Genomic DNA, 21,646 nt, shown 5'->3' on the forward strand with positions numbered 1-21,646 from the left:
GCCAATATGAATCTTGAACTCCAAGGCAAATCTGTGCTGGTCACAGGTGGGTCCCGTGGTATCGGGTACGCCTGCTGTGAGATGTTTGCTGCCGAAGGATGCAACGTCACGATTCTCGGAAGCCAAAAGGAGAGCGTCGAAGGCGCATCGGCACGTCTCGAGGCGCAGGTCGGTCGCAAGGTGGAGGCTATTTGCCTAGACCTTGGTCAGCCAGACGCCGTGTCGGACATACGAGACCGCCTGCGCTTGGCGGACATCATCGTTAACAACGCCGGCGCGATTCCGGGCGGTGGGCTTGAGGACGTATCCGATTCGGCTTGGCGCCAGGCGTGGGATCTCAAGGTGCACGGCTACATCAACACCACCCGCGAGGCGCTTCCTGCAATGATTGAGCGGGGTACCGGCGTCATTGTCAATGTCATTGGGATTGCCGGCGCTGCGCCACGCTATGACTACATCTGCGGGTCGAGCGCGAACTCCGCCCTAATGACTTTTACGAAGGCCGCTGGCGCGCATGCCGCCCGCCACGGAGTCCGCATCGTCGGCGTCAATCCAGGCCCGACCGAGACAGATCGACTGGTGAAGCTCTACCAGTCACGCGCCGCCGAGCGATTGGGCGATGCATCGAGATGGCAGGAAATGCTCGCAGACATGCCATTTGGACGTGTAGCAAAGCCCGAAGAGATCGCAAGCCTGGTCGTTTTTCTAGCCTCTGCTCGAGCCTCGTATATCAGCGGCGCAATCGTCGATGTTGACGGCGGCGCAATGTACGGCTAAGAGCCAACGGCATTACCTTGTTGATTGAACAAACCTAGTGCTACCTGGCAGCCCGAAACCTCGAAAATTGACGCGTTGGGAAGACGCGTTCGCGGCTGATGGCCTAAACGTCACAGCAGGTAAGCGAAAGCACCACAGCCACTTCCTACCAAACATAGAGATCGATAAGAATGTCCCTTTCCTTTGAAACGACGCCCAGAATTGTCTGCGAGCAGGGTAGCGCGCAGCGTTTGCACGAGATCGTCGCAGCTGTTGGCGGCTCTCGCGTGCTGATGGTGACGGACAAGGGCATGCAGGCGACCGGCCTACTCGAACCAGTTATTGTTGCGTTTGCTAAGGCTGGTCAAGAAGCGATTGTCTACGCCGATGTCCAGGCGGATCCACCGGAAGAAGTTGTGCTTGCAGCCGTCGAATTTGCCATCCAACATAAAATCGATGCCGTCGTCGGGATCGGCGGCGGAAGCTCAATGGACACCGCGAAGCTCGTGGCTCTTTTGGCGAAGACGAAGCAACCGCTTGCCGAGATTTATGGGATTGGGCTTGCGAAGGGACCGCGACTGCCTCTCATTCAAGTTCCGACCACTGCCGGTACCGGATCGGAGGCGACGCCAATCTCAATCGTCACAACGCCGACCCACGAGAAGAAAGGCGTCGTTTCCTCGCTACTTTATCCGGACGTTGCGGTCCTCGATGGGCTGCTCACGCTCGGCTTGCCCCCCGCCGTAACAGCAATGACAGGCATTGACGCAATGGTGCATGCCATCGAGGCATACACGAGTCGTCATAAGAAGAATCTGCTTTCCGATATGTTCGCGTTGAGGGCCTTGACCCTACTGTATCCCAACATCCGGCGCGCGGTATCGGACGGGGCGGACGCACAAGCACGTGAGCAGATGCTACTTGGCTCGTTGCTGGCAGGCATCGCATTCGCGAACGCGCCGGTCGCGGCTGTCCACGCGTTGGCCTACCCGCTTGGGGGACATTACGGGCTTCCCCATGGGCTGACCAACTCGCTGATGCTTGTACCGGTGATGCGCTTCAATGAGCGCGTAGCGGCTCCGCTTTACGCGGAGCTAGGCAGGGTCATGCTTCCCGAACTTGGCCCCTTGCCTGAGGCCGCAGCATCAGAAGCGTTTGTGGACGCGATTGCGACGTTAGTACGTGAGATGCCATATGCCCAGACGCTTCGCGAGGCCGGGATTTCCGCAAGCTCACTGCCGATGCTGGCGACCGACGCGATGAATGTCAAGAGGTTGCTGATCAATAATCCGCGCGACGTCGAATACGAGGACGCGCTTGCTCTGTATCAGGAAGCCTTCTAATAGAGGTGCATGAATGACGCCAAATCTGACAAGAAGCGACTTTCCCTACTTCGTAGAAATGTCTACGAGGTGGATGGACAACGATATCTATGGCCATGTCAACAACGTCACTTACTACAGCTACTTCGATACTGCAGTCAACCAACACCTGATTCATCAAGGTGTGCTCGACATTCATCGAGGCGACGTGGTGGGCTATGTCGTCGACAGCGCGTGTTCATACTTCAACCCGGTTGCGTTCCCCGATGTATTGCAGGTTGGAGTACGCGTGGACCGGATCGGCCGTTCGAGCGTCCGTTATGAACTCGCAATCTTCAGCGGGCAGGATGCCGCTCCTTCAGCCGCAGGCCATTTTGTGCACGTCTATGTCAACAGGTCCACAGGTCAATCGGTTGACGTGCCGCACCAAGTACGATCGCTACTGCAAAGCCTGATCGTTACTGATTCTTCCGAACAGCCCCAAGCGGTCGAATAAGCCGTTCATTTTGACGGGTGTGCTATATAGGCAGCTACAGTAAACTATCGTGCCTCAACTTCTTGGAGTTGTATTCTGCGTCGGGAAAAGGCCGCGAGCGGCTGTGAACCGGGGGCTCGGGGATGTCATTGGCACCTTTAACCAGGACGACCGCCTGCGCATACGTTACCAAGTTGTGTGCTGCGATCGTCATTTTTTGCGCCGCGCTTTCCAAGCTTGAAAACGAATGAGCACGTTTGTTGTGTATTATGCAGCGCAGACGTCGGATATTTCTTGCAGTCTATGGATCATCGACAAATGCTGCTCGACGAACGAGCCGTACTCGCCGGCCAAGCTCATGACAGCGGTAAGGAATGCCTCATGTGACAATGAAAAATGGTTTACTACTTGCGGGCCGGCTTGCAAGCCGACCGTCGAGGGGTGGCTTCGCATCAAGGGCACCATACCGAAACAAGTTCGCGGACGATGGCGGCCCGAACGCTTGGAACAACGCGCTGAGGCCTTAGCGTTTCAATCTTTCTACTTAGGTCCAGAACCCACGACCGTATTTGCCGTTGAAAGCTAGGTCCTTCAGCGGACGTCGCGAACGGGGCGCTGCTTCACTTTTCCGCATCTTGTCATCCAACGCGGCCGGGTCGCCGTGATGGCCGATCGCGATTATGGTGAGAATTTCTATGTCGTTCGGCACGCTGAACTTCTGGCGAAATGCGTCAATATCAAAGCCAGCCATCGCGTGAGCAGCAAGGCCCAGTGCATGCGCTTGTAGCATCAGCGCCATCGCTGCAGCACCTGCGTCATAAGATGCGGTGCGATTCAGTTTCCCTTTGGCGTCGATCGTATCTGTGGCGACGCACACCAGCACGGGAACACGCTCATTCCACATCTGATTAAATGGCACAAGAGTGGCGAATGCTTCTTGGAAGGACCCGGGATCCTGGGACCGGTCGAACACCAGGAAGCGCCAAGGTTGCATATTGAAAGACGAAGGTGCCCAACGGGCGGCTTCGAGAATTGAACCGAGCTGCTCACCCGATATAGGCCGGTCTGAGAAGGCCCGAGGGCTCCAACGGCCGGCGAGGAGTTCGTGGATGTCGATTTCCGTCGATGCGGGTTTCAGGTTCATGTGCTGCCGTCCAAATTGACACGATTGCGAAACGAACGTCTTCCGGGCGCTTAAACTAAGCGATCTTGAGGTCACGCCGCCGGAGAACAATCATTTTCTCTTCGGTCATATCGAGCATGCTCTCTTTGATGCCACCCACTCCGTATCCGGATTGGCGGCGACCGGCAAAAGGCATCCAGTCAACGCGGAAGGCCGTGTGGTCGTTAACTAGGACAGCGGATGCTTCGATCCGCTGCGCCACGTGCATCGCCACATCGATATCCTGTGCAAAGACCGACGCTTGGAACGCGAAAGGCAAACTATTGGCGCGAGCCAGTGCGTCATTGACGTTGCTATACCGATAGATGCAGGAGACCGGGCCGAATATCTCACGACTCGTCAGGTAACTGTCTTCGGACGGCTCGACCACAACAGTCGGTGCATAGGTGGTATTTCCTAGTCGCTTGCCTCCCACAACGACGCGTGCGCCGGATGCAATTGCGCCGTTGACCCACTGTTCAACGCGATCGACCTCGCGCGGAAGGATGAGCGGGCCTACTTCAGTTTCTTTGACTAGCGGATCGCCCACACGCAACGTTGCGACACGAGTGCCAAAGCGCTCGAGGAACTCATCGAAAATCCGATCATGCACGAAGATTCGCTGGGTCGACACGCATACTTGGCCGGCATGGTAGTACGCGCCTTTAGCGAGAGGCTCTATGATCTGGTCCAAATCGGCAGAAGAGTCGATAATGGCCGGCGCGGCTCCGCCGTGTTCCAACGTACAACGTGTGCCGGGAGGAAGTTTGCTCTTAAGGTCCCAGCCAACCTTCGCGGAACCGATGAACGAGAGGTAAGCGATTCGAGGATCGGTAGCGAGCTTTTGAGCAAGCTCGTTGTCGCTCGTAATCAAGGTTTGAACCCATTCCGGCGGCACGCCGGCTTGATGGGCAAGTTCTATCAAGCGTAGGCAGGACAGGGGCGTCGTAGCCGCGGGCTTTACGATGACGGGGCAGCCGACTGCAATAGCTGGCACCACCTGATGCACGATCAAGTTTAAAGGATGATTGAACGCTGAGATCGCTGCGACAGGTCCGATCGGCTCACGCGTCGTGAACGCCCAGCGATTCTCACATGCGACGGTAAGACCCATCGGAATTTCGCGACCGGCGAAGGAGCGAAGCTCTTCGGCGGCGGAACGGATGCCGTCAACCGCTCGGATCGCTTCGCCCAACGCGTCGGCCCACGGCTTTCCGCCTTCTCTCGCGATCAGACTGGTTAGCTCCTGCTGGTGCTGTTGCACCAGCTCAGCGAGCTTATATAGGACTTTCGCTCGTTGATGGGTGCTCGTCCACTTTTCGCGGCGCTGGAAGACGGCATGCGCGACCGTAAGCTTATGCGCCAAATCGTCGATTGTATCCTCGGGAACGCTGCAAATTTGTTCTCGATCATAGGCTTGGAATACGTGTAACGTTGCTTCGCTGTCGGATTGCATGAGTCAAAAACCTGTTGGAGTCGTGGCCGCAGAACTGGGCGGCTTCGCGGATAAACTACAAAAAGTCGTACGGCGAGGCAGTAGCACCTAGAAGGAAGAGGGCGCGTGTGGCTGCAGGAGTGATCTGCAGCCGGTTTCGATGCAAATCGCTTTTCTCATCCCTAAGCGTTTAGCTGGGAGCGCCCTCGGGGTAGGTCGGAATGTCGGGCGCAGTTTGGGTCCACGGCGCCGCGTGGGAACACCAGACACGCATCTCGGGCTTGATGCCGGGATCGTCGTCGAGCGTCGCGGCGCGAAGTACGACGAATGGAAGCTCGGGGCGCTCGGCGTAGATGTGGCTACCGCACTTCGAACAGAAATGCCTGAGTTTGCCGGGCGTTGATTCGAATGCGCTTAATGCCTCCGCACCGCTTGTCACCCGGAAGTGCTCCCGTTTCACGCGAGCAGCCGTGTTATGGTCGGCAGCATGAGCTTTTCGGCAAGTCTGGCAGAGGCAATCCCAAATCGAGCCGTCAATCGCATCAGCTTCATATGTCACCGCTTTGCACAAACAACTTCCGTGGAGCGTCATATCAGTTCTCAATCAAAGGGCCTGCTTGTGTTCAGGCCATGTACATTTTGGGGCACGGACGGTTCCAGGTCAGCTGGTCACATCCGCGTAGACGCGAGCGCGACAAATTGAAGCGAGGATCCGTCCAGCTAGTTTGATGGCACGTCTACGAGTTGGCCTAGTACGTCCGCATTGTGATGCCGCTGTGTGATGGAGGGAAAATGTGCCAGGCGCCATCGTCGTGCCGGAAGAACGCAAGCTCTATCGATCCAACGGATCGGAGCGCCTCGACGCAAACGAAACGTCGGTGTCCCGATGGTGTCCGGCTAAAGCGAGTCACGCGAACTGGCTCCGAATCTGTTGGCGAAAGCCACTTTTCCACCAACGATCTCAGTGATGCCCGCGCAGTTTCTCGTTCCTGGTCCACGCTCGCTCCGTTGTTCAGTTATCGCCGTACGTGATAGCGATTAAACCGGCCTAGTCGGAGCATTCAGGCCGCTTGCTGGTCCAAGAATCGCGAAATCGCGAGCTTGCCGTCTTGGTAAAGCAGCGGCGCGATCGCCTCTTCGACGCGGACGCGAGTTACACGGCCGACGATGACGTCGTGTCCTCCGTAATGGATTTGGCTATCGACCTCGCAAACGATGGCCGCTTGCGCGTCCGCGAGGACTGGCATGCCCTCGTTGTGATCCCAATGGCCGTGCTGGAAGCGCTCGGCACCCTTCAACTTCCCGCTGAAGAGTCCGACGAGATCCCGATGTTCATCGCGCAGCAGGTTCACAACAAATTCGCCGCGCTGAATGAGCGGGCGGGAGATACTTGCGTTGCGATTGACGCAAATCAGTAGGGCGGGCGGATCGACGCAAAGCGAGCTCACGGCGGTCGCAACCATCCCGAACGGTTGCCCGTCTTGCTCAGTCGAAATGATAGCGATCGTCGAAGTCAGACGTCGCATGGCGAGCTTGAAAGCCTGACATAGCTCCTGCTGCATCTGCGCGGATTCAAGTTCTTGCCGAGCGATGGTAGCGTTCGCCGCATGCGAAAGTTGCTGAGTCATTTTCGTCTCCGATTCAGTTTGGATTGGCTGGGTTGACAGGAAAGGCAGCTGTCACCGGTGGCCTACACACCACGTTTGACCCGTGATCGTCGCGAAGGTGGGGGCAGGCTTCGCCCGTCGGCCGGGTTTGTGACTTCAGTATAGAAACGTCATCGATAGGTTAAAAATATGGAATTCGTATCGGTTCATCGAAAAATCCGATGGTGTCGATCAGAGCATTAGGTTCGCGTTTGCACTAGCTGTGCGGCGCACTCAGCGATCATTGGAGCGCGCCGCGGACGACCTGAATTCAGTCTTTCCTCGCAGCAAGGGTTGTGGTGTATCATTCAGATTGACAGACAATCTGTCAATAGGTGAATCTGTCCAGCAGATAATTCGCCATCGGACCGTCGATCGGTGCGAAACTTGGCAGGACGCTTACTTGAGCATCTGCATCGAACTGACTGTCGGAGACGCTATGGGACTGGAAGGAAAAATTGCGGTTATAACCGGAGGCGGGAGCGGCATTGGTCGTGCGACCGCACAACTCTTCGCGCGTGAGGGCGCGACAGTCGTGGTCGTCGACAAGAACCGGGAGGCGGCCGAAACAGTTGCGAATGAGATCGGCGCAGGCGCGGTGGGGTTCGAGACCGATGTCGGGCAGCCTGATAAAATCCGCGAACTGTTCGCGTTCGTCGACAGGCAATTTACACGACTCGACATTTTGGCGAACAATGCCGGATATGGCGTGCCCGGGACCATTGAGGATCTATCGGTCGAAGACTGGGACGGGATCATGAACGTAAATGTTCGTGGGGCCTTCCTGTGTTCCAAGTACGCGATTCCGCTCATGAAACGGTCAGGCGGCGGGGCGATCGTTAATACTGGTTCCTATACCGCCTTGGTCGCAATTAAGAGCCGTGCCGCGTACGTGACCTCAAAGGGTGCGATCGCATCGCTGACGCGTGCAATGGCCCTTGATTACGCTCATCAGAACATTCGCGTCAACTGCGTGGCCCCTGGCTCCATCGCGTCCCCGTGGTTTGATCGTTCGTTTGCAGAAAGCGATAATGTAGCTAAGCTGCGTGCAGAGTTGGACGCTCGATCGCCCATGAACAGAATGGGGCGGCCCGAAGAGATAGCCGAAGCCATCCTGTGGCTGGCGTCAGACAGAGCGTCGTTTGCAACAGGGTCAGTGCTTACCGTAGACGGCGGAACATCGATCTGGTAAGTCCGAATCTGTACGTTATCGTGTAGTGATTTTTTGCCGCCAAAGAACTGAGTGATCATGTCTACCGTTAATTTGCAGATACCTCGTCAAGCCGCAACGATACGTTTGCTCGTTGAGGAGAAATTGCGTGAAGCAATCTCCAGCGGTCAGTTTGCCCCGGGACAGCGATTGGTCGAACGAGAGCTCTGTGAAATGACCGGCGTTGGGCGCACGTCGATTCGCGAAGCGCTTCGCCAGCTCGAGGCAGAGGGGCTGATTACAACCGTCCCTCATCGTGGTCCCGTTGTCAGCACGATGACGCTCGAAGAGACGCGCAACCTCTATGCGTTCCGAGGCCTACTCGAGGGTTATGCCGGTCGTCGCTTTGCGGAGATCGGCAGCGCGGAGCAGGTCGTTGCGCTCGAGAATGCGTTCAAAGATTTCAAGGCTGCGGCGAAGCGTGCAGACAGGAAGGCATTGCTAGAAGCGAAGACCAAGTTTTACGCGGTCCTCCTCGAAGGCGGTGGCAACCCCTTCGTGACTCAGACTCTCACCGCGCTGCACAATCGGATTAATGCGCTGCGAGGAACGTCGATGACCAAGCCTGGTCGTCTCAAGGAAAGTGTTTCCGAGATTCAAGAGATCGTTGACGCAATCAAGGCAGGAGACGGGGAACGCGCGGGTCGCGCGTGCGAACGGCACATCAACATCGCCAGCGGAGTCGCTCTGGAGATGATCGCGATCTCCGCATCAAAATAGTGTCAGTACACACGTTGGAAAGACGGACTCACCGACAACGTAGCGCGGAAGCGCAGCGGTGAGACTTCCAGCCCTGTAGCTACGGTCACATGCGAACGTGGGCTTCCTTGTGCCTGCCTATTTTTCAAAGCATATCCCCGTCGGGCGGCGGCACAACTCTGCGGTCGCGCGCATCACTCTCTCTTCTGAGCTCGGTCCGCCTGCACAGCGGGACAGACGTGATCGGGCGGGGCAAGCGTGGCTACAACGCACGTGCTCGTGATCGAACACCTGAAGCTAGCTGAAAGCGTGCCCAAAGCACCATCGCGACAAAGTGGGATCAAGCACTGGTAGTACCACGCACCGCACCGCCCTGGCCGGCGGCAAAGTTCCTGCGACCACATGCAGCGGCCAGTCCTGCGCCCGATAACGGTCAAACGAAGACACAACGCCTGTGGGTCCACGGTCTATGTGTGCGACGATCGGCCCGATAGCTCCGCGGGACCGCTAGCGCTTTGGACTCTCTATACCGCCGACCGACTTCGCGAACATTCCCGGCAGCATCAAACGGTTTGCTGACGAGCTGCGAGCCGACGCATTCGCTGGCTATGCCGAGCTGTATCCTGCGGCCGCGTCTGGAAGGCCACATGTATGACTTGCGCTGACTGGAAGGTCCGTAACCGCATGCACTGTGTGCCAACGCCGTCTCGGAGGAAACACTGCACCGGCGTGGTCTATAAGCTCAAGGAGCCGATTCGTGGCAAATCGACCGGCGAACGCACGGCATGCGCCAGGCTCGAGCGGTGCTGCCAGTCGACGGCATAAGCAGTAGCCCGATGCGGTATGCGCCGAATCGCCGGCCGACGCTCGTCTTCAGTGCCGCCATCAGCGGCTTTGCCGGCGACCGGGTAGTTCCGTCTTCGCTGCGCGGGAATGTACAGGTTGTTCGCCTCAGTACGACCGAACGGCCTGATGCCGAGGCATTTCTCGGCTACGTGTCCGAGGACATTGCTGACCACCTGCACAATCGCAATCTACAAGCTGCCGCTTGGAGCGTGTTGCCACCGTTGCCTTCGATCATTCACCTCGAGCGCATTCGATAGTCATCTGCATTGCCTTTCCTCAACCACCTACGCTATGGAACTGGTCGAGCGCTTTCTGCTCGCCCGCCACAGCGACCGAGCAAATTCGATGGACATTAGGGATAGTCCCACCTATAGCCATCAGATTGCCTTATTGACAGATTGTCTGATAGCGGACATTATCGTGTCCATGGTTGAGGCATCCAGAAAGCCCCGCCAACGCAAGAACTAGTACGGGATGTCCCGTTTGCTCAATGACTAGGAGTGGTGCAATGCATAACAAACATGAAGTGTCGGAGAAGTTCGAGCGCGGTCTTAAAACGCGTAAGGAAGTGCTGGGAAGTGAGTACGTGGAAAAATCGGTGCAAGGCGCCGACGATTTCAACTGGCCGATGCAGGAGTTGGTCACCGAGTATTGCTGGGATGAGATCTGGAATCGCCCCGGCCTCGATCGTCGCAGCCGCAGCCTGTTGAATCTGGCGATGATTTCCGCGCTGAATCGACCGCACGAACTGAAGCTCCATGTGCGCGGCGCGATCCATAATGGGGTCACGAAACAGGAGATCTCAGAAGTATTTCTGCAAGTGGCTATTTATTGCGGCGTACCGGCCGCCGTCGACAGCTTCCGCATTGCCAAAGAAACCTTCAATGAGATGAATCTGGACTGAGCACGGTGAAACGCATGGCGCACTCCGGAGATCCGATGGGACGCGCCTGCCCAGGTCAAATTCCGCTGTAACCGCTTAGACAGGCGAAAGAAAATGGATGTTTTTGCGCAACTCGGTGACCGCTTGAAGACTGCGCTCGCTGACCAGGAAATTCCGCGCTTGGCCGCCGGACTTTCGGCAGTCGTTGAGCTAGCTATCGCTGGACAAGCTATCCGATTCTCAGTCAACGACGGTGCGGTCGAACTCATTGAAGGTCCAGCGAATGCAGACGTCCGAATTGAGGCTGCGCAAACAGAGTGGGCCAAGGTGATCGGGACACCGCCACCGCCCACGTATCACTCATTCACGGCGCTCGAGCTTGCAAATCCTTCCTTCGAGGTGAAAGGTGAGCCCGTTGTGGTCGCACGGTGCCGACCGTTGTTGGAACGAGTATTCGAATTGATTGTGGCTGTCCCGCCCATGCGCTCGGCATCCGTCGAGCGCGACATTACCACGGTGATTGGTCGCTACTATCCCGTTTCAATCAATGGCATCACGCACAACGTATTCGTCGAGCGTTCAGGCGAAGGAGCACCCGTCCTGTTCCTTCATACAGCCGGCGCCGACGCGCGGCAATACCTCGGGCAGCTCTCCGACGTCGAGCTTGCCCGCAGCTATGCGATGTGGGCCGTCGATATGCCGTTTCATGGCCGTTCCTTACCGCCCACGGAATGGACGGGCGATCCTTACAAACTTACCACCGACCTGTATCTCTCGTGGTGTGTAGCGATTATCGAGCAAGTCATCAAAGCTCCCGCCTATGTGGTTGGGGGGTCAATGGGCGCCGCGATGGCAATGGTCTTGGCGGCGAAGCGACCCGATCTCGTCAAAGGAATCGTCGCAGTTGAGCCTCCTTTCCGCTCGACTGGACGGCGTAACGCTTTCCAACACCACGTCGGTGTTCATGGCTCTTTGCATAACGCAAGCTATGTTCGCGGCTTGATGAGCCCGTTCAGCCCCGAGCGCGAAAGACGGCAGGCCGCATGGATCTATTCGCAAGGTGCGCCAGGAATCTACACCGGCGATCTCGCCTTCTACAGTGAAGAATTCGATGGCGCAGTGGTTGGTCCGCTAATCGACTGCTCGCGAACTCCGGTCGCTTTGCTTTGCGGCACCTACGATTACTCAGCCTCGCCCGAGCACGGACGCAAACTTGCCGAGGTCATTCGTGGCGCCAAATTGGTCGTGATGGATGCGCTGGGACACTTTCCGATGTGTGAAAACGCCGATCTTTTCCGCTCGTATCTCATAGACGCACTTGCTCATATCGGTCAAAAACAAAGCTGACGCGAAGCGATAACCAACCGGGTAGGCTAGCTCAACGGCGGAGCCTGTCTCTCCCGACAGAGGAAAAACAACAATCAGAAGGGAAAAAATCCCTCTATCAAGTACGTAGTACTAATATATAGGAGACAATGATGCAACCGATCGTAGCGTACGCACTAGCTGGAAGTGTTATCTCATCAGTAGCCGTCTGGGCATTTCTGCAGTACCCCGGTCTTTTGGTGTGGGCTGCCTTCATCGGCTGGGCAAGTTTGCATCACTGTGGTGGCGGCGCTTTGGCTTTGCGAAAGAGCATCAGTTGCAATACGTTCGGCGTGGTCACGGCGTGGGCTGTTGCACTCCTCGTTGTGCACGGGCTCATCCCACTACCCGTCCCCATCTCCGCGGCCCTCTGGGTTGCACTTGCGACGCCGTTCGTCATATTGATGTCGAGGGTGAATGCACTCGACGCGGTTCCCTCCAGCTTCTACGGTTTCGCCTCGACGTTCGCATATCTCGTTCAGACGCCAGGGAAATTCAGCATCGAGACGATGTCGACGCTACGCTTAGACAACGCTTTGATTGCTGTAACCGCATCGCTCATCATCGGGAACATCCTTGGATACCTTCAGGTTCTTATGGGAAACGCGCTTATCAAGCGCTTCCACCATCAAGAGCCCGCAATCGAAATCGTTGGGCACTAGAAGCGATATCGCAGTGACATGTGAATCGCGCAGACGATTTGAAAAGACCCAGGATCGATTTGAAAATGATTGCCAGCACTGACGAAATCATCGCAGAGCTTCGTAACGGACGAATGGTGGTTCTCGCAGACGACGAAGATCGCGAAAATGAAGGTGACCTCGTGATCGCCGCAGAATTGATTACTCCGGACGCGATAAACTTTATGGCGACTCATGGTCGAGGTCTGATCTGCCTGACGCTTACGGCGCACCGTTGTAAGAAGCTTGGTCTGCATCCGATGGTAGCGCGGAACGAAGACGAATTCGGCACCGCGTTCACTGTGTCGGTCGACGCCGCGGTGGGAGTAACGACGGGCATCTCAGCAGCAGATCGCGCGTTGACGATTCGCGTCGCAACTTCAAGCCTCGCCCGGCCCGATGATCTTGTCCGGCCCGGGCACGTCTTCCCGCTCATTGCGAGAGACGGCGGAGTCCTTGTCCGCCGCGGCCATACCGAAGCCGGATGCGACCTCGCAGGTCTAGCCGGCCTGACCCCGGCAGCTGTCATTTGTGAAGTCATGAACGACGACGGGACGATGGCTCGCTTGCGTGACCTTGAGCGTTTCGCAGAAAAGCACGGACTGAAGGTCGGAACAATCGCGGACCTTGTCCAATATCGCCTCAGTATGGAGGCCCTTTCTGAGCCAGCATGTTTGTGATGTCAGTTCAGACGAGAGTGTGGGACAAGGAATCATAGGCAGAAGAAAATGCCTGAAAAAGGTGATCAACTGCAGGCCACCGCCCACATCTTTAGTAGCTTATACAGAGCAATCCTAAAGTTACCGAAATGAAAAAACCCATCGTTTTATTGACCTATCTTGAAAATCAATTTGGAGGATGACATGAACAATCTCGACGCATTCCGCGAAGCCGGCAATCCGATGTTCAGCGAGAACAAGCTGAAGCTGGGTATTTTTGGCGCCAACTGTTCGCACGCTTGTGCTATCACGACCCTGGAAACGGATTTTCAGCCGACGTTCGAAAAGAACCTGCAGATCGCCAACATGCTGGAGCAGTCCGGTATGGAATGCATGGTCCCGATTGCGCGTTGGCGTGGTTTCGGCGGACCGTCGGACTTCAACGGGGAGAACATGGACACATTCACGTGGGCAGCGGCGTTGGCCGCTGCAACGAAGAAGATCTACCTATTCTCGACTACTCACGTGCCGACCCTGCATCCGATCGTAGCCGCAAAGATGGCGACCACGATCGATCGCATTTCGAAGGGGCGCTATGGCATCAACATCGTCTGCGGCTGGTTCACGCCGGAGATGGAGATGTTCGGCCAAAAGATGCTTGAGCACGATACCCGCTACGAATATGCCACCGAGTGGATCGAGGTCGTGGAAAAGCTGTGGACCGAGAACAACTTCGACTATAAGGGCGAGTTTTTTACCATCAATGATGGTGTCAGTAACCCGAAGCCGTACCAAAGCCCGCGCCCGGTGCTGATTTGCGCGGGATCGTCGCCGAAGGGTCGTGACTTCGTAGCTAAGTACTGCGACATCAGCTTCGGCTTCATGGAAGACATGGAAAAAGGCAAGGCCTGGGTGAGCGAAACGAAAAAGCTCGCGGCGGAAAAATACAACCGCGAAATCGGAACCTTCACGTCGTGCCCGGTGGTCGTACGCGAGACCGAGAAAGAGGCGAAGGAGTTCTACGATTACTACGTTCACGAGAAGGGTGACTGGGAAGCCTGCGAGAACATCTGCCGCGTACTTCAGGTCCAGAGCATGAACCACAGTCCCGAGATGTACGAGAAGTTCAAAGCTCGATTTATCGCTGGCTGGGGCGGCTACCCATTGGTAGGCACGCCAGAGCAGGTGACGGACAAGCTAGTCGATCTCTCGAAGACGGGTGTCGACGGCACACTGATTTCCATGGTCGACTACAATACCGAATTGCCGTTCTGGAACGAGCGCGTGATGCCTCTACTGGAGCAAGCGGGGCTGCGCAAGCCGGCGAAACAAGCGGTAGAAGCTCTCTGATTTGCCACGTGGCACTGACCCCGCGGCCTTGGGTCGCGGGGTCAACGCTCAGGGCAGCTCAAGCACGGGCAAAAGCCGCTGGAGCGCTTCCGGGTGCCGGCTTTTGGGATAACACTATGCTTACCAAAACCCATTTCACGCGCTTTGTCGCCAAGTGCGACCTTCCGACTGCCTTTGGGTGCTTCAAAGCGTTCGCTTTCGAACGCTCCGTACCGGAGTCTGCCTCGCTTGAGTGCCTGGCGTTGGTCCGAGGTGACGTTCGAGATAAGGAAAGGGTACTGGTTCGGATCCATTCGGAGTGTCTGACAGGCGACGCATTAGGTTCCCTTCGATGTGATTGCGGCGACCAATTGGGGATCGCCATGCATGCATTGGCGGACAGCCGCGAGGGTGTACTTGTATATGTCAAGGGACACGAGGGTCGTGGGGTAGGTCTGTTGAACAAGATTCGCGCATACGCACTTCAGGACAAGGGGGCCGACACGGTAGACGCGAACATTCGGCTTGGATTTGAGGTGGACGCCAGGACGTACGATATCGCTGTCGACGCCCTGAGGTTCCTGGGAATCCGCAGCGTAAAGCTTATGACAAACAATCCCATGAAAGTAGAGGCGCTGACCAATGCTGGCGTCAGTGTTGATGAAAGAGTCGGTGTCTCGACGGCCACACAGCAGCATAACGCGCGCTATCTCGACGCAAAACGGACACGCATGGGGCACCTATTCGATTGATCAATATGCCGCGTGAAACGCAATCTTTCCAGGTTGCCAAGAATGAAAGGCGAATATCTTCCCAACATGAGCGGCGAGAGCGCATCTCCGTGGATGGGTGTGCGTTCCTCGCGGCCCGACGGCATACCTGCCATCGGACTACTCGGTGAGGCGGGAAAGATCGCCTATGCCTTTAGCCTTGCACATAACGGCCTGACGCTTTCCGTCACTATTGCGCGCTGCGTCGCTGCTCTGCGCCAACATCAGACAACTCCGGTCGACATGAAACTCTACAGCATTGACCGGTTTCGATCGCCAGCGCGATTCGGTGTCCGTTCGATGTGGCGGACCATAAAGTCGTTGCAGCGGCACGGAGAAAGGACCGTCTGCTCGCTCTTGCTGATGAACTCTGCGATGCTTTGCTTCCGACAGCCTCGATGTGCGCGACACTGATGCCGTTTGAAACGTTGCGACTTCTCTTCCTCGGGAGTTTTCGGACATCGGCGTACTTGTCAACAATGCGGGCCTCGCGGTCGGTTTGGAGCTTGTGCAGCGCGCGGGCATCAATGCCTGGTGGACGATGATTGACACCAACTGCACGGGCCTGGTGCGAGTTCGGTCGAGATTCATGTCAAGCGAGATCGCCCCGGGCAGGAAGCACCCGCGGAAGATTTTTGGGTTAGCCGACGCCAATTCGGCAGGCGATATCACCGGAGATGTTCCCGAGCCTGGTATGAACGTTTGGGGGAGTCAGACGCCGCATGCCGACATGCGGTCGCGTGCGCATGTCGTGACTCAACGTCTAACTCGTCGAATGTCGCGTGAAATTGATGTGGCTTGTATTTTCGAATACTCCGAGGAGTGAAGGAAAGTGCGCGCAACGTTGAACATGAGCGAACTGGCGACGTTCGCAACGGTGGTTGAGTATCGCAGTTTCTCGCAGGCGGCCGCTGCACTGAACATATCTTCTGCTGCAGCGACACGCCGAGTCAAGCGGCTTGAACGGTCGACGGGCGCATTGCTCCTGATCCGCGACCGGACGCTGATGCCGACGCAGGCAGGGGAAAAGGTCTATCGTCATTTCATGTCCATCCGCCTTCGTGAGGACGACCTGCTGCGAGATATCGAGCCCGGAAGAGCCGCGACGACTGCACTAGCACTTGCGATCAACGCGGATTCCCTTGCAACCTGGTTCGAACCGCTTACGCGCGAGTTGGTGCGGCACCATGTGGAGCTTGAGATTCTGGTGGACGACCAGGATCACACGCTCGATGCGCTCGCGCGCGGCGACGTCAAAGGCTTTCTTTCGACGCAGGCGGAGCCTGTCGGTGATCGCTTTTTGGCCGAGCCGCTCGGACAGATGCGCTATCAGTGCGTCGCTTCGCCCGGATTCGCTCACCAATATTTCGCTGGCGGCTTGGTCTTGCCCGCCGCGCTCAAGGTACCAGCCGTCCTGTTTGACCGGAAGGACAGGCTGCACGACACATTTCTCAGGTCGTACTTCGTCGGTGCGACAGTCGGCAGGTACGTCAAGCATTATTTGCCATCACCGACTGTGTTGCTCAATGCGATTGTCGACGGTGTCGGGTATGGCCTCGTACCCGCGATGCAAGCAGCGCCGCTTATCAGTGGCGGCAGACTGCTTGCGCTTGCCCCCGATTGCGACGTGATGGTCGATCTGTACTGGCATCACTGGGAAGAGGAACCCGAGTCGCTCGCGAAGATCAGCGCACTGGTGATGGACGCCGCACGACGAAGCCTAGCCCAGCCGACCCAGCAGAGGGAGCCGACCAGTTGACCGCCGCAGTTCGCTGCTACGACCCGGGCCCCTTCTCATCGCTCTTGTTGGTCCGCGCGTTTCTCCACATGCACCGCACCGTACAGCCCTTACTCGATCTGAATTTTCTTGGTATTCCCCGTTTTTTTGCGAGCGTATTGAGCGGATCGATGTTTCGCATCGGATTGCCGCGGTGCCATTGCTCCTGCCGCTTGGTCTGCAGGTCGGGCGTGGCATGATGGTTTTCAGTCGAGTCTCATCACGTGCGCTTCTGAAGTCGGGAGCCTGCTCCTGCGCGCGCTTACGTCCTTCGCGCTTGGCAGATTCGGATCGGGTACGGTTCTCATGCGTTGATGTACGCAGACATCACTGACAGTAATGTTGGCCGTGCCACGAGTCTCAGTAGTATTGTGCGGCAAATGTCGCTGGGACTTGGGGTTGCTGTCGGTGGGATTGCCCGGCAGGTGTCGCGCGACCTACACAGCCACACGTACACCATGCTCGATTTTGTGCTGGACTTTTTCGTTGTCAGCGTCCTGTCGTTCGGCTCAATTCCATTCACCCTTTCACCGGTCGATTACCGATTACCGGTGGACGCCGGCGATGAATTGTCTCGCGGCAGAACCATTTGGAACCGAAGTGATTGGTAAGCTCGCGATACGCTGTCCGTGAGCTGACCGTCACGCGGCCCCCAACTGGCGAAACTATGCGGACCTGGACCTGGTTTGAGGGTGTCAGCGGTGAGCAGCGCACTATTGCATGCACCTGCCGGAGCTAGTCTGCTCGGTACCGGCAGGCGTAACCTACTAACTTACGACCGGATGCGGCCGAGAAACGGGGCGAACTGCCATGCAGCCAGCACGCAGGCGGACGCGAGCAGCCCGGCTGGCAGCGGAAGCCAGCCGGGTAGATCGCCGGTACCTGTCCAGTTCATCGCTGAAACGAACAGGGAGGCCGCGGCTCCGGACACCAGCATCCATGATGCGCATCGTGGTGCGATCCCTCGTCCGGCTTCGTCGATAAGGAACAGCAACCCTACGGCCGCAACATAGACGGTGTTCAATGAAACGATGGTCGATACGATTGCCTGACCATCCGTCGCGATTGCGCATCCAGTGGCGGTGATCAGCACACGCCACGCGAAGCCGTGTTGATCATTCCCTGGTTGCAGGCCCTCAAGCGCCGATGACATTGCTCGCGTGATGGCAGTTCCCGAACCCAGCGCGGCAAGCAGGATGGCGACGACGCAAACCATTCCCATGGGCCCATTGATCTGCAGCATGATCCACGGGACCGCACTCGCGGTATCCGTCAGCCCGGAGAGGTTGCCGGCGTGAAGCGCAGCGACAATCGTCGCGGCCGGAAGAAACCCCGTCACCATAAGGAATAGGCCCGCGAGCACGCAGCCTAGCCAGGCATCGCACGCCCTGCGCGCAGCGATGGCGAACTGTTGATAGTCGGATCCGGTAATCACCAGAAAGCCGACTGCAGCGATGGTCACCAGTGTCCCGGCGCGCGGCGCAGCACGGATTTCCCGGAGGAAAGCCGGCCAAGCATGCAGGTACACGGTGAGGCCGTCGCAATGGATCAGCGCATGCACAAGGGCGAGATTCGTCGCCACCAGGCAGCACGCGAAAAACATCGATGCCGCGCCGAGCTCAATGGACGACATGGCCAGCAGCGCTGCGGCGATCAGCGCCAGTGCATGCGTTGGCGAGAGTCCCGCCGCGACGAGCACAGCTATACCGCCATGAATCTGCGCGGCCAGTACGCCGGCCATCCACACAAGTGATAGCAGCGCCACCAGCTTGCGTACGACGGGGCCGTAACGCTCGCCAAACACGTCCCAAATGAGTTGGCGTCCGCGCCAGAGCGTCGGCGCGGCGAGCGCGAGCGCCAGCATGCCAAGAGCCGTCACGATCGGATACAGGCTACCCGCCATGCCGGCATGAACCGCCATCTCGCCCGAGCCGAGTAGAAACGCAACACCATAGCTTGCCGAGACGAGCAGTGCGGCCACCTGAGTCGCACCAAGATTACGTTGCACCATTTTCGTCTCCATGTACTTCCCACTCACGCACGACCGCATCAGGGCCTCGAAAATACGCATGACAGACTTTCGCCGCCCCGGCGAAGACGGGCATGGCCAAAAGCCTGCGTTGCGCTCCAGGTAGACGGTGATAGGGAATCGATGGCATCAGGTGATGCGTCAGGTGGTAGCCGTTGTTGCGAGGGTGAATCACCGGGCGCCAGATACTGCGGGTCGAGACATCACGCGTGTAACTGAAGATTCCGCCTGGTTCCAGACCAAAGTGGTCACACAGCTCACGAAACGTCGTGATCGCGTGAAAGAAAGTAGCCTTCGCCAGCATCCAAGTGCAGAAGAAAAGTGCTGCCGTATGAATGTTCCATGCAAGCGTCACTGCGCCCAGTGCGGCGGTCCACCATCCGACGATGCAAAATCGCTGCATCCAGCCAAGCCTGGACAGATGGAGGTGCCCGAACGTCGAACCTAACCAGGCCGCTGGCGTAAGCAGCACTTTGAGAAACGGCTGCCACCAGCCATCGCGGTCGCTTGGGCGAACGGCGATATAGTCAGGGTCGCGCCTTGGATCGCCGAGCCACGCATGATGGTGGGCGTGGAGTTCGCGATAGAGCGCAAGACTGTTGAAGAGCGCCGGTGCGATGAAAAGGCGCGCGAGCACGTCGTTGAGCCGGCCATCGTGTGCGAGATTACGGTGTGCGGCGTCATGCAGCAGGTTGCCGAGCGCACGCTGCCGGTTGCCGACCCAGGCAACGACCGCGGGCGCCGACCAGCATCCCAAACGATGCAGGACAAGCATGGCGATGATGATGCTCACCCAGTCGAACACGATATCGGCGACGACGTTGATGACGTCAGGCGATGTCATGGCGAGGTGAAGCTTATCCCATTCGGGGAACGCGGAGCGGATCAGATCCTGGTCGTGAATTACGGGGCGACTATTCATGAATTACCTCGCATGGATCACCTCACAACGAAGACGAATACCTCGTCGGCAGCGCACGCGAATCGCATGGCACGTGGATGAGCGATAACGCAACCGAGCTTTGATCTTACGAAAGAAGTGGGGGGCAAATCGGGCGTTGCGAAAATATTCGTGCGGTTGCATTTTCGGCAATCGCGCCGTGCCATGGTTTGCGATTCCTGCCGACGGATTTAACGGCAATGCATTGAATTGCGAGGTAGGGCTTGCGGATAATACGCACCAGACACGCAAGGGAATCAATGCGCGCGGCCGCACAACTGAAAGCGTCACGCGACATCACGCAACATCACGCCGGAAGCCTTGAAGAGTATTGAACGGACACGCGATCGCCAGGCGTTACGGCGCGTTGTGCTGCGAGGTGAGGACAGCCGCAGGCGTTGTGATCACCAGCCACGCTAATCGGGCGAAACCGTTTCGTCTTCGATTGCGAAAATCGAGGTACGAACACCTACTGACGCTGCGTCCAGCGAATAGGATCGACGAAGGCGCAGCAGGCTTTCCACACATAAGTGTGCCGGCTGGCGCATGAAGAATGCGCGCCGCTACGATGGGCCGCCATCGGTGACCGGGTTCGTCGAGACACGGATTTGCAGCCTGGTAGACGCGTGCCGTGGAATGACGATCTCAACAAGCAGATGCATATCAAGTACCGATACGATTTTTGGCGCATGCTCGTCACGCGCACGCAGGGCGTCCTTCTCTATCTCGTTGGCGAGCTGATCCAGTTCCGTACTGATTTCTTCCCGGCGTCCCATTACTATCTCCACGGCCGATGTAGACATCGCAGGCGTTTTCACGCGTGCGTCATAAACCTTACGTCGGAAGAGTAAAGTTCGACGATGATCGGCGGACATGATTGCGAAATTGTTCTCGTCGTTGACATAAGCGCAATCAGCATGTCAGACGACCGATGCGTGAGTCCTTGAGGATCTGCTCTGCACTTTCGCCGAGCAATTGGCACTGCTCGTAAAGCAGGCCAATGAGTCGCGCTTTTTTCTTTGCATCGAGGGGCACCGGAAGGCGTTGCTCGATCCGCCCGACCGCGTTCATCACACTGTCTAGGGTTTTCTGGTCAAGCCGGTACCGCACGTCGCGATCGAGAATCATGTGGCCGCCTCCTGTCAGCAGCCACACGGGGTCCACCGAAAACTGCTCGTACAGCGCGCGCAGCAGTTCGACAGGTACCGCACGCTCGCCACGCTCATAATTCGCATAGGCGCGCAACGACATCCCGAGCTGCCGGGACATCTTTTCCTGGGACAGGTCGAGGTGCTCGCGTACTTGTGCAACGCGCCGATGATAGTCCCCGTGATCCGCGGTGCTTGACATGTCTGTCTCGCCTTCCTAGAGTTGATTTCGTACCTTGATTATAGGTACGTTCGAGTAATGGGCAAGCTTGGACGTGCCTGGACCAAAGCGGCTGTTGTTGGACGAGTGATGCTTCAAAGTCTCGTGGAGGAAAAGTGGCGAGCAGGCGGTTCTACACGCTGGAAGAGATTGCGCGCGAACTGCATATCGCGCCGGCCACAGCACGCAATCGATTGACGCTCGGGCTGCCGATGCCACCGTCGATCCGTGTGGGACGTCGTCGTCTATTCCCCGTCGACGAGTATGAAAAGTGGATCGCTTCCCAACTAATGCA

21 protein-coding genes and 1 pseudogene are annotated in these 21,646 nt (G+C 57.4%); 14 read left to right on the plus strand and 8 right to left on the minus strand.

The window, feature by feature from the left end:
• Positions 1–6 precede the first annotated feature (6 nt).
• From O1Q03_RS12955 to O1Q03_RS12965, 3 genes are all read left to right on the plus strand, one after another.
• Positions 7–777, plus strand: a complete 771-nt coding sequence (locus O1Q03_RS12955; protein ID WP_124522331.1) for a short-chain dehydrogenase/reductase — start codon at positions 7–9, stop codon at positions 775–777.
• Between the two features lie 170 nt (positions 778–947).
• Complete coding sequence (locus O1Q03_RS12960; protein WP_124522329.1) at positions 948–2,099, plus strand: iron-containing alcohol dehydrogenase; 1,152 nt, start codon at positions 948–950, stop codon at positions 2,097–2,099.
• Between the two features lie 58 nt (positions 2,100–2,157).
• Positions 2,158–2,574 (plus strand): acyl-CoA thioesterase, encoded by a 417-nt coding sequence (locus tag O1Q03_RS12965; protein WP_332112531.1) that lies wholly within the window; start codon positions 2,158–2,160, stop codon positions 2,572–2,574.
• 523 nt (positions 2,575–3,097) lie between these two features.
• Here the strand turns inward: O1Q03_RS12965 and O1Q03_RS12970 are convergent.
• The 4 genes from O1Q03_RS12970 to O1Q03_RS12990 form a co-directional block, all read right to left on the minus strand.
• Positions 3,098–3,697 (minus strand): nitroreductase family protein, encoded by a 600-nt coding sequence (locus O1Q03_RS12970; protein ID WP_124522325.1) that lies wholly within the window; start codon positions 3,695–3,697, stop codon positions 3,098–3,100.
• Positions 3,698–3,752: 55 nt separating this feature from the next.
• Positions 3,753–5,171: an aldehyde dehydrogenase family protein gene (locus O1Q03_RS12975; RefSeq protein ID WP_124522323.1), complete on the minus strand. Its 1,419-nt coding sequence runs from the start codon at positions 5,169–5,171 to the stop codon at positions 3,753–3,755.
• Positions 5,172–5,340: 169 nt separating this feature from the next.
• Complete coding sequence (locus O1Q03_RS12980) at positions 5,341–5,742, minus strand: GFA family protein (RefSeq protein WP_124522320.1); 402 nt, start codon at positions 5,740–5,742, stop codon at positions 5,341–5,343.
• Positions 5,743–6,211: 469 nt separating this feature from the next.
• Complete coding sequence (locus tag O1Q03_RS12990; protein WP_269503919.1) at positions 6,212–6,778, minus strand: flavin reductase family protein; 567 nt, start codon at positions 6,776–6,778, stop codon at positions 6,212–6,214.
• Between the two features lie 421 nt (positions 6,779–7,199).
• On the opposite strand from O1Q03_RS12990, the gene O1Q03_RS12995 reads away from it, so the two are divergent.
• From O1Q03_RS12995 to O1Q03_RS13050, 11 genes and pseudogenes are all read left to right on the plus strand, one after another.
• Positions 7,200–7,988 carry an SDR family oxidoreductase gene (locus O1Q03_RS12995; protein ID WP_269503920.1) on the plus strand — a complete coding sequence of 263 codons (789 nt, stop codon included), beginning with the start codon at positions 7,200–7,202 and terminating at the stop codon, positions 7,986–7,988.
• A 57-nt stretch (positions 7,989–8,045) separates the two neighbouring features.
• The gene (locus tag O1Q03_RS13000; RefSeq protein WP_124522312.1) at positions 8,046–8,726 is read left to right on the plus strand and encodes a GntR family transcriptional regulator; all 681 of its coding nucleotides are present in this window, start codon (positions 8,046–8,048) and stop codon (positions 8,724–8,726) included.
• A gap of 782 nt (positions 8,727–9,508) precedes the next feature.
• Entirely contained in the window at positions 9,509–9,808 is a 300-nt protein-coding gene (locus O1Q03_RS13005) for a hypothetical protein (protein WP_269503922.1), read from the plus strand.
• A 233-nt stretch (positions 9,809–10,041) separates the two neighbouring features.
• A complete protein-coding gene (locus O1Q03_RS13010) occupies positions 10,042–10,455 on the plus strand; it encodes a carboxymuconolactone decarboxylase family protein (RefSeq protein WP_409364191.1) in 414 nt (137 codons plus the stop codon).
• A 93-nt stretch (positions 10,456–10,548) separates the two neighbouring features.
• Positions 10,549–11,781, plus strand: a complete 1,233-nt coding sequence (locus O1Q03_RS13015; RefSeq protein WP_124522306.1) for an alpha/beta fold hydrolase — start codon at positions 10,549–10,551, stop codon at positions 11,779–11,781.
• Between the two features lie 131 nt (positions 11,782–11,912).
• Positions 11,913–12,461: a DUF1097 domain-containing protein gene (locus O1Q03_RS13020; RefSeq protein ID WP_269503924.1), complete on the plus strand. Its 549-nt coding sequence runs from the start codon at positions 11,913–11,915 to the stop codon at positions 12,459–12,461.
• Positions 12,462–12,526: 65 nt separating this feature from the next.
• Positions 12,527–13,144: pseudogene (gene ribB, locus O1Q03_RS13025) on the plus strand (3,4-dihydroxy-2-butanone-4-phosphate synthase); the annotation flags it as partial.
• 198 nt (positions 13,145–13,342) lie between these two features.
• Positions 13,343–14,488 (plus strand): LLM class flavin-dependent oxidoreductase, encoded by a 1,146-nt coding sequence (locus tag O1Q03_RS13030; protein WP_124522302.1) that lies wholly within the window; start codon positions 13,343–13,345, stop codon positions 14,486–14,488.
• A 116-nt stretch (positions 14,489–14,604) separates the two neighbouring features.
• Positions 14,605–15,219, plus strand: a complete 615-nt coding sequence (ribA, locus tag O1Q03_RS13035; RefSeq protein WP_269503926.1) for a GTP cyclohydrolase II — start codon at positions 14,605–14,607, stop codon at positions 15,217–15,219.
• Positions 15,220–16,087: 868 nt separating this feature from the next.
• Entirely contained in the window at positions 16,088–16,996 is a 909-nt protein-coding gene (gene argP / locus O1Q03_RS13045; protein WP_124522298.1) for an HTH-type transcriptional regulator ArgP, read from the plus strand.
• Between the two features lie 398 nt (positions 16,997–17,394).
• On the plus strand, positions 17,395–17,625 hold the full coding sequence (locus tag O1Q03_RS13050) for a hypothetical protein (protein ID WP_124522296.1): 231 nt from the start codon (positions 17,395–17,397) through the stop codon (positions 17,623–17,625).
• Between the two features lie 161 nt (positions 17,626–17,786).
• On the opposite strand, the gene O1Q03_RS13055 is transcribed toward O1Q03_RS13050, so the two are convergent.
• From O1Q03_RS13055 to O1Q03_RS13070, 4 genes are all read right to left on the minus strand, one after another.
• Positions 17,787–19,025, minus strand: coding sequence for a sodium:solute symporter (locus O1Q03_RS13055; RefSeq protein ID WP_269503927.1), 1,239 nt, complete (start codon positions 19,023–19,025; stop codon positions 17,787–17,789).
• Positions 19,012–19,965, minus strand: a complete 954-nt coding sequence (locus tag O1Q03_RS13060) for a fatty acid desaturase family protein (RefSeq protein ID WP_269503929.1) — start codon at positions 19,963–19,965, stop codon at positions 19,012–19,014. The genes O1Q03_RS13055 and O1Q03_RS13060 overlap by 14 nt, the downstream gene beginning before the upstream one ends.
• A gap of 581 nt (positions 19,966–20,546) precedes the next feature.
• Complete coding sequence (locus O1Q03_RS13065) at positions 20,547–20,858, minus strand: hypothetical protein (RefSeq protein WP_269503930.1); 312 nt, start codon at positions 20,856–20,858, stop codon at positions 20,547–20,549.
• 37 nt (positions 20,859–20,895) lie between these two features.
• On the minus strand, positions 20,896–21,333 hold the full coding sequence (locus O1Q03_RS13070) for a helix-turn-helix domain-containing protein (protein WP_269503932.1): 438 nt from the start codon (positions 21,331–21,333) through the stop codon (positions 20,896–20,898).
• Positions 21,334–21,646: the final 313 nt, after the last annotated feature.

Origin of the sequence: Burkholderia sp. IMCC1007 (genome assembly GCF_027257875.1) — a bacterium.
Lineage (GTDB): Bacteria > Pseudomonadota > Gammaproteobacteria > Burkholderiales > Burkholderiaceae > Burkholderia.